Origin of the sequence: Acidipropionibacterium thoenii DSM 20276 (genome assembly GCF_000423445.1) — a bacterium.
Lineage (GTDB): Bacteria > Actinomycetota > Actinomycetes > Propionibacteriales > Propionibacteriaceae > Acidipropionibacterium > Acidipropionibacterium thoenii.
Window position 1 is genome coordinate 287,371 of the sequence record NZ_KE384019.1, and the last position, 14,638, is coordinate 302,008.

Below are 14,638 nucleotides of genomic sequence, written 5' to 3' on the forward strand. Positions count from 1 at the left end.
AGGAGAACTTGTGCCCAGCACCCTTGAGCAGCTCACCAGCAATCGCGTGAAGCTCACTGTTGAGATTCCATTCGATGAGCTGAAGCCCAGCCTCGACAAGGCTTACAAGGACATCGCCGCGCAGGTGAATGTCCCCGGCTTCCGTAAGGGCAAGGTGCCGGCTCCGGTCATCGACCAGCGCTTCGGGCGGGGTGCGGTGCTCCAGGAGGCCATCAACGACGCCCTGCCGAGCGCCTACAGCAGCGCCGTCAATGCCAACGAGATCGTCCCCCTGGGTCAGCCCGAGATCGAGGTGACCAAGCTCGAGGACAACCACAAGGACGTCCTCGTCGAGTTCACCGCCGAGGTGGATGTCCGACCCGACTTCGAGCTCCCCGACCTGGCCGCCATCGAGGCCGAGGTCCCCGTCATCGGGGTTCCCGACGAGGATGTCGACGAGCGGATCGAGACTCTTCGTCAGCGGTTCGCGACCAACACCGAGGTGGACCGTCCTGCCCAGGACGGCGACGTCGTCGTCATCGACCTGGAGGGTTCCAGGGATGGCGAGCCGCTTGAGGACGCCACCGCCCAGGCCATCACCTACAAGCTCGGTTCGGGCGGCATGCTGAAGGGCCTCGACGAGGCCGTGACCGGTCTGTCGGCCGGGGACTCGAAGACGTTCAGCTCCGAGCTGCTGGGCGGCGCGCATGCCGGTGAGACCGCCGATATCAAGGTCACCGTGACCAAGGTCTCCGAGCAGGAGCTGCCCGAGGTCGACGACGAGTTCGCCCAGCTGGTCAGCGAGTTCGACACCGTCGATGAGATGCGCGCCGATATCCGGAAGGCCCTGGAGTCGATGGCCCGTCTGGACCAGGCCGCGGATGCGCGCGACAAGGTCCTCGAGGCTGTCATCGGAAAGATCGACATCGAACTTCCGCAGGCCCTGGTCGACTCCGAGCTGGAGGCCCGCCGCAACCAGGTCAGCTCTCAGCTGGCTCAGGCCGGCTTGACCGTCGAGCAGTACCTCAAGGAGTCCGAGGAGGAGGCTGAGGACGAGGACGCCTTCTGGACCGAGATCGAGAAGCGTTCGCTGGACGCCCTCAAGGCTCAGGTCGTGCTCGACAAGATGGCCGACGAGGAGAAGATCGGCGTCGAGCAGAGTGACCTCTCCGAGCTCATCGTGCGCAAGGCCCAGCAGGACGGCACCACGCCCGAGCAGGAGGCCCAGCACATGATGGAGCACAACCATCTTGCTGAGTGGATGGAGGAGATCCGCCGGGGCAAGGCGCTGGCGCAGATGGTGGCCAAGGCCACCGTCAAGGATGCCGCAGGTGAGGTCCTGCAGCTGGACCGGATCCAGCCCGATGGCTCCATCACCGACGCCCCCGCCGCCGACGAGCAGGCCGAGGCCGTTGAGGCCGACGCGTCCACCGATGATGTCGTCGAGGCCCCGGAGACCGTCGAGGCCCCGGCCGCCGTCGAGGAGGAGGCCCCCGCCGAGGAGTCTGCTGAGAAGAAGCCGGCCGCCAGGAAGCCCGCTGCCAAGAAGGCCGCCACCAAGAAGCCGGCCGCCAAGAAGGCCACCACCAAGAAGCCGGCCGCCAAGAAGCCCGTCGCCGATAAGTGAGCCGCGTTCATGCCGTGGTCAGTGCTCGATTCGGAGAGCCGACCACGGGATGATGCTGTCAGCCTGAGTCGGATCGTTCTGACCCGTCAGTTGAGGATCGAGGGGGGTCGATGAGCAGCACTCCCGAATCACCGGAGGATTCGCAGCAGGACGCATCGGCGTCGTCTGCACCATCACACAGCTCCGATGCCGGGCCGGGCCAGGGCACCACCGTCGAGGCCGCGACGCCCCAGGACAAGGGCCCCGAGCCGGCCCGCGGGGGCCGGGTCGTCCGCAGATCGCAGCCCTTGCGCTCAGGTGTGCCGAAGTTCACCCTGGCCATCGTCACCCTGGGTGCCGCCTGGCTGGCCTTCAGCCTGCTTCATGAACTGTCGGCCATCATCGCTCCGATGTTCCTGGCGCTGAACCTGATGATCACCGCCTACCCCTTGCACCGGTTCATGGTGCGCCACCACGTGCCCAAGGGGCTCTCGGCGATCATCACCGGACTGCTGGTGGTGCTGGTGCTGTTCGGCTTCCTGGCCGGTATCGCGTGGTCGGTGGCGGCCACCATCAGCCAGATGCAGAACTACGGTTCGCAGCTGTCGTCGATGTACAGCTCCGCCCTGGACCTGCTGACGAGGTTCGGCTGGGATCAGGACTACCTGCTGGACAAGGTCAAATCGATCAACCCGCAGCAGGTGGTCGGGGTGGCCGGTTCGGTGCTGTCCGACACCACCAGCGCGTTGACCCTCATCACCGTGATGGTGGTCGGTCTGATCTTCATGATCATGGACACCGCCGAGTTCGGCGGAAGGGTCGACGCCATCGGGCGGCAGAAGCCCGGGGTGGCCGCAGCGCTGTCGAACTTCGGCGACGGCATTCGGCGCTACTGGCTCGTCACGACCCTCTTCGGCCTCATCGTGGCAGTGCTGGACTGGGGGGTGCTGGTGGTGATGGGAGTACCGCTGGCGCTGGTCTGGGCGCTGTTCAGCTTCCTCACCAACTACGTTCCGAACATCGGTTTCATCATCGGCGTGATCCCGCCGGCGATGATGGCCCTGTTCGCGAAGGGCTGGATCGCCTCGGTGATCGTGGTGGCGGCCTACTGCGTGCTGAACTTCGTCGTCCAGTCGATCATCCAACCCAAGTTCGCCGGGGACGCGGTGGGGTTGACGCCGACCATGTCCTTCGTCTCGCTGCTGCTGTGGGGCTGGGTCTTCGGTGGCCTGGGTACGCTCATCGCGCTGCCCTGCTCGCTACTGGTGAAGTCCCTGCTCATCGATCCCGATCCGGACGCCAGGTGGATCAACGCCCTGATCTCCTCGCGTGGCCAGGACCGCGACGATGATCCCGATGACGATCCCGAGGGTTCCCAGCAGGAGACGAGGCCCGCGCTCAGCTGAGCCGAATGGCTGGGCGGGGTCGATCCGGTCGGTGGCGGGCTGGCTTGACGGTGGGACCTCCGCCGAGCCGCTGGCGGGTCGTCGACCCGGCGTCCCCGCCGTGCGCGAAACCGTGAGGTGGCGCCTGAACCTCGCGTGGTCACACGGTAGGTTCGTAAGCGTGAACGACACCAATGCACCCATCACGGCGGGCGCACCACGGATGGCAGGCGAGTCCCTCGGCGGAGGAATGACCGACAACGTCTACCAGTCCCTGCTGCGCAACCGCATCATCTTCCTGGGGTCGGAGGTCAAGGACGAGAACGCCAATGCGCTCTGCGCCCAGATGCTGCTCCTGAACGCCGAGGATCCCGAGGCCGACATCTACCTGTACATCAACTCTCCCGGTGGATCGATCACTGCGGGCATGGCGATCTACGACACCATGCAGTGGATCTCCAATGACGTCGCCACGGTGGCGATGGGGATGGCCGCGTCGATGGGACAGTTCCTGCTGACGGCCGGCGCCAAGGGGAAGCGTTACGCCCTGCCGCACTCCAAGATCCTGATGCACCAGCCGCTCGGCGGCATCGGCGGCACCGCCACCGAGGTGGCCATTCACGCGAAGTTCCTGGTGGACATCAAGAAGGAGATGGCCCGCATCATCGCCGAGCACACCGGCCAGCCGGTGGAGAAGATCGAGGCCGACTCCGACCGGGACCACTGGTTCACCGCCCAGGAGTCCCTCGAGTACGGCTTCATCGACCACGTCTACGAGAACGCCTCGCAGATCCCGCACGACGCTCCCACCAAGTGAGGTTTCCGATGGATCTTTCCACCATGGCCAGGTTCAACGCGGACCAGGCTCACGCCGCTCTCTCCGGCCCCTCGACCCCGTCGCGGATGCCGCTGGGGCCCTCGGCGATGCCGGCCCCGGCCGGCTCCCCGGTGCAGCCGATGCCCTCGATGGACTACTACATCCCTCAGTGGGAGGAGCGCACCTCCTACGGTGTGCGCCGGGTCGACCCCTACACCAAGCTCTTCGAGGACCGGATCATCTTCCTCGGCACCCCGGTCACCGATGACATCGCCAATGCGGTGATGGCCCAGCTGCTGTGTCTTCAGTCGATGGACCCGGATCGTCAGATCAGCATGTACATCAACTCTCCGGGCGGCTCCTTCTCCGCGATGAGCGCCATCTACGACACGATGAAGTACGTGCGACCCGACATCCAGACGATCTGCCTGGGAATGGCCGCCTCGGCCGCCGCGGTGCTGCTGGCCGCCGGCACCAAGGGCAAGCGGCTGGCGCTGCCGAACTCGACGATCCTGATCCACCAGCCGGCGATGGGGCAGTCCAGCTACGGGCAGTCCTCGGATATCGAGATCCAGGCCAACGAGATCCAGCGGATCCGCAAGCTGATGGAGAAGATGCTCTCGGAGGCCACCGGCCAGACCGAGGAGCAGGTCTCCCTCGACGTCGACCGCGACAAGTATCTGACCGCCGACGAGGCGAAGGAGTACGGCCTCATCGACGACATCCTCACCTCGGTGTGAGATCAGCCGTGTGGGTGCTGGCGGGCCCGCCAACGGCCGGCCAGCACCCGATCGGCAGTACTGAGGCAGCAGACATCCAGACACACCGGCTGTGGGTCCCGGGCCGATGGGGGCCCACGCCGGGCTAGGGTGAATGCAAGGGCGACCCGCGGGTCCGCCCCTCAGACCGAAGACATCAACACCCCGACGGATCAGACCTGAGGAATCAGGCCGATCGGGCGAGCCGCGGTGGGCCAGCGAGGGCGCCGGGGAAGGAGGAGAAGCTCATGGCACGGATTGGTGAGAGCAGCGATCTGTTCAAGTGCTCGTTCTGCGGGAAGAGCCAGAAGCAGGTCAAGAAGCTCATTGCGGGCCCCGGCGTCTACATCTGCGATGAGTGCATCGACTTGTGCAATGAGATCATCGAGGAGGAGTTCACCGAGTCCAGTGATCTCGGCCCCCTCGACGAGCTTCCCCGCCCCCGCGAGATCCGCGAGTTCCTCGACTCCTACGTGATCGGCCAGGATGAGGCGAAGAAGACCTTGTCGGTGGCGGTCTACAACCACTACAAGCGGATCCAGGCCAGCCAGGAGATGCCTCACGCCCGACGTGCCGAGGATGATGGCATCGAACTCGGCAAGTCGAACATTTTGGTCCTGGGCCCCACCGGCTGCGGCAAGACCTACCTGGCTCAGACGCTGGCACGCCGGCTCAATGTGCCCTTCGCGATGGCCGATGCCACCGCGCTCACCGAGGCCGGTTACGTCGGCGAGGATGTCGAGAACATCCTGCTCAAACTCATCCAGGCTGCCGACTTCGACGTCAAGAAGGCCGAGACCGGGATCATCTACATCGACGAGATCGACAAGGTGGCCCGTAAGTCGGAGAATCCCTCGATCACCCGCGATGTCTCCGGCGAGGGGGTCCAGCAGGCCCTGTTGAAGATTCTGGAGGGCACGGTCGCCGCCGTCCCGCCGCAGGGTGGCCGCAAGCACCCCCACCAGGACTTCCTGCAGATCGACACCACCAACATCCTGTTCATCGTCGGTGGCGCCTTCGCGGGGCTCGAGGACATCATCACCAAGCGTGTCGGCACCCGGCCGCTGGGATTCAACACCGATCCCACGATGGCCAGGATCGACACCTCCGACATCCTGTCCAGGGTCAGCCCCGAGGACCTGCACAAGTTCGGGCTGATCCCCGAGTTCATCGGACGGCTGCCGATGATCACCACTGTGCACTCCTTGGACGCCGACTCCCTGGTCCGGATCCTCACCGAGCCCCGCAATGCCCTGACCCGGCAGTTCGAGAAGCTCTTCGAGCTGGACGGGGTCCAGCTGGAGTTCACCGACGACTCCCTGGAGGCGATCGCCGCCAAGGCTCTGGAGCGCAAGACCGGGGCCCGGGGGTTGCGCTCGATCATCGAGGAGACCCTGATGGAGGCGATGTTCGAGGTGCCCTCACGCGAGGACATCGCCCGGGTGGTGGTCACCGCCGGCGCCGTGCGCGGCACCGAGGCCTGCAGCCTGGAGCCGCGGGCCAAGATCAGCCGGGGCCGGGGCAAGCTCACCGCCTGAGGATTGCGGCCCCGGCCGGCTGCGCTGGGCCGCGATAGCCTGTGGCCCATGTCTTCTGGATACCTGCGCTACCCCGACGTCCACCAGGACCGGGTCGTCTTCGTCGCCGATGACGACCTGTGGCTGGTCCCGCTGAGCGGGGGCAGGGCGACCCGCCTCACCACCGACCATGCCCCGGCCCGCAATCCCCGGTTCTCACCCGACGGCAGCAAGGTCGCCTGGAGTTCCACCGCCGCCCAGCGCCCCGAGGTCCACGTGCTGGATCTGGCCACCGGCGAGCAGCGCCGGCTCACCTGGCTGGGGGCCGTGAGGACCACGGTGGTGGGCTGGGCCGACCAGACCCACCTGGTGATCTCCTCGCCCTATCAGCGCAATGACTCGGGGCTGGGCTGGCTCTACACCCTCGGGATGGACGGTGAGCTGGAGCCGGCAGGCTACGGGCCGGGGATGGACCTGGCGGTCGATGCGCACGGCGCGGTGGCCGTCGTCACCCCCAACAGCGGCGACTGCTCGCGGTGGAAGCGCTACCGCGGGGGTACCGCTGCCCAGATCTGGTTGCGCCCGGCCGGCGCCGACAGCTTCATCCGGGTGCTCAGGGACGGCCATCACGACCACGACGGCAGCTACGCCGCGGCAGGGCGCTACTCGGTGGGATGGATCGCCGACCGGCTCATCTTCAGCTCGGACATGGGAGCCGAGGTCGATGACGGGCCGGCAGAGCTGGCCAACCCGGCAGGCCAGGCCCAGCTGTGGTCGGTCGACGGCCAGGGCGCCGATCTGCGGCTGCACACCCACCAGGACCTGGCCTCCGGGTACCTGCGCGATCCCCGCACCGACGGCGCCACCATCGTCTTCCACTCCCGCGGCAGGCTCTACACGATGGCGGGCCTGGATGCCGTTGTCGCCGAGATCGACGTCGACCTGGGCATCGGCTCCCCGCAGCCGGTCTGGTTGGAGCCCACCGAACGGCTGGGTTCGGTGGTCTCCGACCAGGGCGGCGACGGTTCGCTGCTGGAGTGGCGGGGCGCCGCCTATTTCCTCACCCATCGCTCCGGACCCGCCCGGGCGCTGTCGGCCCGGCCGGGGGTGAGGATCCGCGAGCTCGGACGGCTCGGGGACACCGGCAAGGGTATCTGGGCCAGTGACGCCCAGGGCCAGGACTGCCTGGAGATCGCATCCCTGGATGGCACGGGGGAGCCGGTGCAGATCGCCGGCGGTCGGCTCGGTCGGGTGCTGGAGCTGGAGCCCGATCCCCAGGGGGAACGGGCCGCGGTGATCAGCCATGACGGCCGGGTGCTGCTGGTGGAGATCGCCGGCGGGCAGGTGCGCGAACTCGCCAGGTCTCGATACAGCGAGGCCACCGGACTGGCATGGTCCCCGGACGGCCGTTACCTGGTGTGGCGGTCGCCGGTCGCGGTGGACGCGGGGGCGAAGGGTCAGCTGATGGCCGTCGACACCGCAAGTCCCGATGCCGAGCCGATGGCCCTGACCCGTGGCTCCTATGACGATGCCGAGCCGGTGTTCAGCACCGACGGGAAGTACCTGATCTTCCTGTCGGCGCGCACCTTCGATCCCGACTACGACGGTCAGACCTTCGACATGACCTTCGGCCACACCATCCGGCCTTGGCTGGTGCCGTTGCGCGCAGACGAGCCCTCCCCCTTCGGCCCCAGCATCGACGGGTGGCGGATCAGCGAGGTGCAGGACGCCGCCAGGGCCGGATCGGCCCCCGGCAAGGACTCTGCCGGTCAGCCGGATCAAGATGTCGCGGCCGGCCAGGAGGCCGAGGAGATCCACTGTCAGATCGATCTCGACGGCTTCGAGGAGCGGATGATCGCCTTCCCGGTGGCCTCGGGGGCCTACCACGGGCTGGCGGCCGTCAAGGACGGCGTCAGCTGGATCGAGGACGCCGACCGTGGCGGCCAGATCGGTACCTCGCGGGCCGGGGTGGAGGGGGACCAACCCTCCGACTCGCTGTGGATCTACAACCTCACCACCCGCCGCGCCGAGCGGATCTGCGAGGCGGTGGACTCCTACTCGGTCTCCGGGGACGCCCAGCGGATAGTGGTGCGTCACAAGGACGAGGTCTTCGTGATCCCTGCCGATCACAAGGTCGACAACGATGATCCGGCCAGGGTGACGGTCGACCTGGGTCGTCTGCGTCGCCGGATCGACCCGCGCGCCGAGTGGCGTCAGATGTTCGAGGAGAACGGCCGTCTGATGGCCAGCCACTACTGGCGCTCCGACATGAATGGCACCGACTGGGATGCTGCGCTGGACTCCTACCGTCCGAGTCTGGACCGGCTGGCCAGCGCTGACGACGCCTATGACGTGCTCCAGGAGGTGGTCGCCGAGCTCAACACCTCGCACTCCTACATCATGCCCTCGGGCCTCGACGGCGACCCGGCACAGCGGGCCGGACGGCTCGGCGCCGACCTGGGGGCCTCCGACGATGAGGGTGTCAGGATCCTGCGGGTGATCCCGGGGGAGTCCTCCGACCCACGGGCCTGGTCACCGCTGCGGGCCGCCGGGGTGGCGGTGGGCGACGGTGACGTCATCGTCGGGGTCGACGGCCAGCGGGTCAGCGCCTCGGCCCCGGTCGGCGAGCTGCTCGAGGGCTCGGCTCAGCGCACGGTCGAACTCACGGTGAGGCCCGGGGACGGCAGCCCGGAGCGCCGGGTCGCGGTGAGGCCGCTGGGCGACGAGTCGATGCTGCGTTACCACGACTGGGTGGCCTCACGGCGGGCCTACGTCGAGGAGCACTCAGGCGGCCGGCTGGGATATCTGCATGTCCCCGACATGGTGGCCGACGGCTGGGCCGAGCTCTACCGGCAGATCGCCGAGGCCACCCACCACGAGGGGGTGATCGCCGATGTCCGGTTCAACCGGGGCGGCCACACCTCCCAGCTGGTGGTCGAGAAGCTGGCTCGCAAGGTGGTCGGTTGGGACTTCGGGCGCTACATCGGCGAGCCCCTCACCTACCCGCAGAACGCGGTGCGCGGGCCGGTGGTGCTGGTGACCAATCAGTTCGCCGGCTCCGACGGGGACATCGTCTCGGCGGTGACCCAGGCGATGGGCTATGCCAAGGTCATCGGGGAGCGGTCCTGGGGCGGGGTGATCGGCATCGATGGGCGATTCGACCTGGTCGACGGCACCGTGGTCACCCAGCCCCGCTACGCCGGCTGGTACGCCGGATACGGCTGGGGGGTGGAGAACCACGGCGTCGACCCCGACATCGTCGTCACCCAGGGCCCCGAGGACTGGGAGTCCGAGTCCGACATCCAGCTGGATGCCGCGATCGCCGAGTGTCTGCGCCAGCTGGCCGACAAGCCGGCGGCCGTGCCTCCGCAGTTCCCGCTGCCGGCCTTCGGCTGACCGGGGCCCGCGTCGAGCGGCGGCCGGCTCCCCGGCCACCACCGTCGGGCGGTGCTAGCGCCGACCGGTCGGCAGGCCAGGTCGGTGAGCGGTCACGACATACTCCAGGGGGATCCGGTCAGGCTGCTCGGCCAGTCGGAACCCTTGGTCGTCGGCGACCATCGCCGCCCCCCACGGGTTCCACCGCATGTGGTCGAACTCCGCCAGGGAGTCGATCACCAGACCGGCGTCGATGAGGGCTGTGACGACCTCCCCCAGGCCGTGGTTCCACTGGTGGTTGGTGGGGTGGGAGATGACCGGGGCGTCCTCCGGGGCCTCGACGTAGCTGTGCTCATCGACCCAGGTCTGAGGTTCGGGCCTCTCGAAGTACGGGTACTCGATCCGGATCCCCTGCGAGATGTCGTCTGCGGTGGTGGCGCGTATCGGGTGGTCCTCGCGGATCAGGAAGCGGCCGCCGGGCCTGAGCAGCGAGGCCACCACGCGCGCCCAGGGCCGCACCTCGGGCAGCCAGCAGAGCGCCCCGATTCCGGTGTAGACCAGATCGAAGTCGCCGGTCACCGCGTCGCGGGAGTCGTAGACGTTGGCCTGGACGTAGTGGATCTCGGCTCTCCCGGTGCCGCAGCGGGCTGCGATCCGGCGGGCCTGGACCAGTGACTCCCCGGAGAAGTCCACTCCGACCACCCGGCGGGCACCCAGCCTGGCCAGGCTGATCGTGTCGGTACCCAGGTGGCACTGCAGGTGGATGACATCGGCACCACGAAGGTCGCCGAGCCGCTCCCGGTCCAGGCTGATGACCTCGCTGAGCGCCGCCGGATCAGCCGCCAGCTCCTCGATGCCGTAGCCGGAGGCGACATGGATCGCGGCCCGGTCGTCCCAGTTGGCGCGGTTGTCGTCGAACAGGGTGCTGATCTCCATGATCTGCAATGTAGCGGGCGCAGGGTGGGAGGATGGCGGGCGTGTCTCACGCCACTGCCGCAGATCTCAGCTCCGCTCGACGGGTCCTCATCCACGGGGTCACCGGCTCGGGGAAGTCCACTGCCGCAGCCCGGATCGGTCGGGTGCTGGGCCTTCCGGTCCACCTGGCGGATGAGGAGATCGGATTCCTGCCGGCCTCAGAGGCCACCTGGACCAATCGTGAGCCCGACGACATGAGGACGATCGCCGCCGAGATCGCCGAACGGCCCGAGTGGGTCCTGGACGCCGCCTACGGCTGCTTCCGGGACATGCTCGTGGAGCGGGCCGACGTCGTGGTGGGGCTGGACTACCCCCGGTGGCTCTCCCTGGGCCGGCTGCTGCGGCGCACCGCGGCCCGGCTGAGGGACCGCACACCGGTCTGCAACGGGAACCGGGAGACCCTCCGGCAGACCCTCGGCAAGCACTCCATCATCGCCTGGCATGTCCAGACCTTCGCAAAGAAGCGCGCCACCATGCGCTCCTGGGCCGAGGACCCGGCGGGGCCGCCCACCATCCTGGTGAGCAGCCCCGATCAGCTGGATGCGCTGATAGCCGCCGTCAGCGCCTGATCGGCGTCACCGCCAACGGCTCCCGAGCTTCACTTCTTCCTGGCCGGCGGCTCACCCAGGGTGGCCTCGACACTCAACCCGGCGTCATCACCATCAGCCACCGCGAAGGTCATCTCCCCGGTCGTCTTGGAGACATTCCTCAGGTCGTCCTCGGCCTGCTTCAAGTGGTTGATCACCGAGGCAGGCGCGGTGATGGTGGCTGCCAGGATCGGGGTGCGCATCGGCACCTTGTGGGTCGACTTCACTCCGCGCAGTTCCACCAGCGCCGCTGAGACATCGACCATCAGATCGGTGTCGCCGGCCGACGGCAGCTCCTCGGGCAGCGGCCACATGGTGGTGTGCACCGACCCGGCCTGCCACCAGCTCCACACCTCCTCGGTGACGAAGGGCAGGAACGGGGCGAACAGCCGCAGCATCACGTCCAGGGCCAGCCGCAGCGCCGTCCGGGCGCTGGTGGCACCTGCGGCGTCATCTCCCTCGGAGTCGTAGGCACGCTCCTTGACCAGTTCCAGGTAGTCGTCGCAGAAGGTCCAGAAGAACTGCTCGGCAGCCTCCAGGGCGGCGGTGTAGTTGAACTCCTCGAAGGCAGCGGTGGCCTCGGCGATCACCTCGTGCAGCTGGGAGAGCATCGCCAGATCGACCGGTTCGGTCACATCGGTCAGCTCTCCGCCCTCGCCGAAACCGAGCACGAACTTGGAGGCGTTGAGGATCTTCATCGCCAGCCGACGCCCGACCTTCATCTGCGCCTTGTCGAAGGGGGAGTCCATCCCGGGTCGGGCCATCGCGGCCCGCCAGCGCACCGCATCGGCGCCGAACTGGTCAATGATCTCGGTGGGGACCACCGTGTTGCCCTTGGACTTGCTCATCTTCTTGCGGTCGGGATCGGTGACGAAGCCCGAGATCGCCGCCCTCTTCCAGGGCAGCACATGGTTCTCCAGATGGGCTCGCACGATCCGGGAGAACACCCAGGTGCGGATGATGTCGTGGGCCTCGGGGGCGAAATCCATCGGGAAGGTCTTGGCGAACAAATCGGCATCGCGCTCCCAGCCGGTGACGATCTGGGGGCTCAGCGAGGAGGTCGCCCAGGTGTCCATCACGTCCGGGTCGGCGGCGAACCCGCCGGCCACCCCGCGCTGGGACTCCTGGTAGCCCTCGGGGGCCTGGGAGGCCGGGTCGACCGGCAGCTGATCCTCCGCCGGGGTGAGCGGGTGCTCATAGTCGGGCTGACCCTCGGCGTCCAGCGGGTACCAGACCGGGAAGGGGACGCCGAAGAACCGCTGCCGGGAGACCAGCCAGTCACCATTGAGCCCTTCGACCCAGTTCTGGTAGCGGTATCGCATGTGCTCGGGTACCCAGGCGAGCTCGTTTCCGCGCTCCAGCAGGGCCTTTCGCAGATCCTGGTCGCGCCCGCCGTTGGTGATGTACCACTGGCGGGTGCCGATGATCTCCAGCGGCTTGTCGCCCTTCTCGTAGAAGTTCGCCTTGCGCTGGGTGGGCTGCGGGTCCCCCTCCATCTCACCGGAGGCCTGCAGGGCCTCGACCACCAGCTTGCGGGCGGTGAACACCGTCTTGCCGGCGATCGCGGCGTAGGCCTCCTTGTTGACGACCCAGTCGGGGGTCTCGGCCAGCAGTCGGCCGTCCCGCCCGATGATGGTGCGGGTCGGCAGCTGCAGCTCACGCCACCAGGTGACGTCGGTGAGATCGCCGAAGGTACAGCACATCGCGATACCGGCGCCCTTGTCCATCTCGGCGGCCGGGTGGGCCAGCACCGGGATCTCCACCCCGTACAGCGGGGTGGTCACGGTGGTGCCGAAGAGGTGCTGGTAGCGCTCGTCATCGGGGTGGGCGATCAGCGCGCAGCAGGCGGCCAGCAGCTCAGGACGGGTGGTCTCGATGGCGACGTCGCCCGAGCCGTCGGCGCGGTGGAAGTCCAGCCGGTGGTAGGAGCCGGGGTAGTCGCGAGCTTCCAGCTCGGCCTGGGCGACCGCGGTCTGGAAGGTGACATCCCACAGCGTGGGGGCGTCCTGCAGGTAGGCCTCGCCGCGGGCCAGGTTACGCAGGAAGGCCAGCTGGGCGATCCGCTGGGACTCCGGGGAGATCGTCGAGTAGAGCTGGTTCCAGTCCACCGACAGGCCCACTGAACGCCACAGGTCCTGGAAGGTCTTCTCGTCGACCCGGGTGAGCTTGACGCACAGCTCCACGAAGTTGCGTCGGCTGATCGAGATCTGATGCTTGGGGTCCGGCTTGGCCGGGGGCTCGAAGTCCGGGTCGTAGGGCAGCGTCGGGTCGCAGCGCACCCCGTAGAAGTTCTGCACCCGCCGTTCGGTGGGCAGGCCGTTGTCATCCCAACCCATCGGGTAGAAGACCTTCTTGCCGCGCATCCGCTGGTAGCGGGCCACCAGATCGGTGTGGGTGTAGGAGAACACATGCCCCGGGTGCAGGTGCCCCGAGACCGTCGGGGGAGGGGTGTCGATGGAGAACACGGCCTCCCGGGAGTCCACCTGCGAGGCGCTGAAGGCGTACAGCTGCTCGTCCTCCCAGACCTTGCCCCATTTGGCCTCCAGACCCTCCAGAGCCGGCTTGTCGGGGACAACGCCGCGAGTCACGGTCGACTCGTCGGGGCTGGGTTGCTGGGATTCAGACGTCATGACTCACCATTCTAGGAGCGGGCGAGTTTTCGCGCGAAACGGCCTCCAGGGGCCGTGACGGGCACACAGCAGAGGGTCGCCGTGCCACCATCTGCCGGTGTTTGGCGGCAGCGGTGGCCCCAGCCGGCGGCCGGGCCCGATGAGCCGGGTCAGCCGGCTGCGGACTTGATGGAGGCCAGCAGGCTGGCGGCGGTCGGGTTCTGGATGGACCGCCAGCCGGTGTACGGCTTGCCGTTGACAGTCCAGGTCGGAGTGCCGAAATGTCCGTCCGGTGGGAAGGCCGAGGGGTCGGCCTCGGCCAGTTTCTTCCCGCTCTCCAGACCCTGGTCGGCGGCCTTCCTCACGAAATCCGAGGTGGCCCTGGTGTCGTAGTACTTCTGGAACTCCGTCAGCTTCTGGCCGGTGATCCCGGCCTGCGCGGCGAAAGTGGTGCGCAGCTGGTCGTCGGTGGAGCCGGTGCCCTCCTTGGCGGGCTGGTTGCGGTAGATGACGTCGTGATAGGTCTCGAGCGCCCCGACGGCGTCGGCCGCTGCGGCCGCCATCGCCGCACGGTAGGAGGACTGGCCCTTGTAGTTGTTGTCCAGGAAGGTCAGCGTCCTGAACTGCAGCGTGATCTCACCAGAGGCGGCGAGCTGTCGCAGTGCCGGGCCGAAGCTGTCCTCGGAGGCCTTGCAGGCCGGGCACTGGTAGTCCTCGTACAAGGTGAGGGTCGGGGCGCCGTGCTGGGCCACGCCGGCACTGACCGTGTAGACGCCGGTGCTCGGATCGGCGTTCGGGGCGGTGATCTGGGCGCCCACCTTGGCGTAGGGGTTGCCGCCCTGCGGTGTGTCGCGGCTGGTGACCATTCCGACGACGAAGGCGATGGCCACCACCAGGACCACCGCCCCGCACATCAGCAGCAACTGCTTCCTGCTCCTGGCGGCCCGGGCCTCGGCCTGCTGCCGGGCTCGCAACGCAGCCCGGCGCGACTGCTTGGTCGACATCACGATCTCCCCGGTCTCCTCAGCGC

General features: G+C 67.9%; 10 protein-coding genes. 7 read left to right on the forward strand and 3 right to left on the reverse strand.

What is annotated here, in order from left to right; genetic code table 11:
• Positions 1 to 10: 10 nt before the first annotated feature.
• The 6 genes from tig (at position 11) to G554_RS0113200 (ending at position 9,458) form a co-directional block, all read left to right on the forward strand.
• Entirely contained in the window at positions 11 to 1,606 is a 1,596-nt protein-coding gene (gene tig, locus G554_RS0113175) for a trigger factor (RefSeq protein WP_027588263.1), read from the forward strand.
• A gap of 110 nt (positions 1,607 to 1,716) precedes the next feature.
• Positions 1,717 to 2,991, forward strand: coding sequence for an AI-2E family transporter (locus G554_RS16410; RefSeq protein WP_051233129.1), 1,275 nt, complete (start codon positions 1,717 to 1,719; stop codon positions 2,989 to 2,991).
• Between the two features lie 202 nt (positions 2,992 to 3,193).
• On the forward strand, positions 3,194 to 3,787 hold the full coding sequence (locus G554_RS0113185) for an ATP-dependent Clp protease proteolytic subunit (protein WP_036925979.1): 594 nt from the start codon (positions 3,194 to 3,196) through the stop codon (positions 3,785 to 3,787).
• An 8-nt stretch (positions 3,788 to 3,795) separates the two neighbouring features.
• Positions 3,796 to 4,527: an ATP-dependent Clp protease proteolytic subunit gene (locus G554_RS0113190; RefSeq protein WP_036925781.1), complete on the forward strand. Its 732-nt coding sequence runs from the start codon at positions 3,796 to 3,798 to the stop codon at positions 4,525 to 4,527.
• Between the two features lie 266 nt (positions 4,528 to 4,793).
• Positions 4,794 to 6,083, forward strand: a complete 1,290-nt coding sequence (clpX, locus tag G554_RS0113195; protein ID WP_027588266.1) for an ATP-dependent Clp protease ATP-binding subunit ClpX — start codon at positions 4,794 to 4,796, stop codon at positions 6,081 to 6,083.
• 48 nt (positions 6,084 to 6,131) lie between these two features.
• Positions 6,132 to 9,458 carry a S41 family peptidase gene (locus G554_RS0113200; RefSeq protein ID WP_027588267.1) on the forward strand — a complete coding sequence of 1,109 codons (3,327 nt, stop codon included), beginning with the start codon at positions 6,132 to 6,134 and terminating at the stop codon, positions 9,456 to 9,458.
• Positions 9,459 to 9,512: 54 nt separating this feature from the next.
• Here G554_RS0113200 and G554_RS0113205 read toward each other — a convergent pair whose 3' ends face one another.
• Positions 9,513 to 10,373, reverse strand: a complete 861-nt coding sequence (locus tag G554_RS0113205) for a class I SAM-dependent methyltransferase (protein ID WP_027588268.1) — start codon at positions 10,371 to 10,373, stop codon at positions 9,513 to 9,515.
• 32 nt (positions 10,374 to 10,405) lie between these two features.
• Here G554_RS0113205 and G554_RS0113210 point away from each other — a divergent pair, with 32 nt between their 5' ends.
• Positions 10,406 to 10,981 carry a P-loop NTPase family protein gene (locus tag G554_RS0113210; protein ID WP_051233131.1) on the forward strand — a complete coding sequence of 192 codons (576 nt, stop codon included), beginning with the start codon at positions 10,406 to 10,408 and terminating at the stop codon, positions 10,979 to 10,981.
• 29 nt (positions 10,982 to 11,010) lie between these two features.
• Here the strand turns inward: G554_RS0113210 and valS are convergent, their stop codons facing one another.
• On the reverse strand, positions 11,011 to 13,629 hold the full coding sequence (gene valS, locus G554_RS0113215) for a valine--tRNA ligase (protein WP_027588270.1): 2,619 nt from the start codon (positions 13,627 to 13,629) through the stop codon (positions 11,011 to 11,013).
• 149 nt (positions 13,630 to 13,778) lie between these two features.
• A complete protein-coding gene (locus G554_RS0113220) occupies positions 13,779 to 14,612 on the reverse strand; it encodes a DsbA family protein (RefSeq protein ID WP_027588271.1) in 834 nt (277 codons plus the stop codon).
• Positions 14,613 to 14,638: the final 26 nt, after the last annotated feature.

What these genes read in the sequence shown, in the direction of transcription:
- G554_RS0113205 (WP_027588268.1), bottom strand. Translation starts at nt 10,373, where the DNA reads ATGGAGATCAGCACCCTGTTCGACGACAACCGCGCCAACTGGGACGAC.
- clpX (WP_027588266.1), top strand. Translation starts at nt 4,794, where the DNA reads ATGGCACGGATTGGTGAGAGCAGCGATCTGTTCAAGTGCTCGTTCTGC.
- G554_RS0113185 (WP_036925979.1), top strand. Translation starts at nt 3,194, where the DNA reads ATGGCAGGCGAGTCCCTCGGCGGAGGAATGACCGACAACGTCTACCAG.
- G554_RS0113210 (WP_051233131.1), top strand. Translation starts at nt 10,406, where the DNA reads ATGGCGGGCGTGTCTCACGCCACTGCCGCAGATCTCAGCTCCGCTCGA.
- G554_RS16410 (WP_051233129.1), top strand. Translation starts at nt 1,717, where the DNA reads ATGAGCAGCACTCCCGAATCACCGGAGGATTCGCAGCAGGACGCATCG.
- valS (WP_027588270.1), bottom strand. Translation starts at nt 13,629, where the DNA reads ATGACGTCTGAATCCCAGCAACCCAGCCCCGACGAGTCGACCGTGACT.
- G554_RS0113190 (WP_036925781.1), top strand. Translation starts at nt 3,796, where the DNA reads ATGGATCTTTCCACCATGGCCAGGTTCAACGCGGACCAGGCTCACGCC.
- G554_RS0113200 (WP_027588267.1), top strand. Translation starts at nt 6,132, where the DNA reads ATGTCTTCTGGATACCTGCGCTACCCCGACGTCCACCAGGACCGGGTC.
- G554_RS0113220 (WP_027588271.1), bottom strand. Translation starts at nt 14,612, where the DNA reads ATGTCGACCAAGCAGTCGCGCCGGGCTGCGTTGCGAGCCCGGCAGCAG.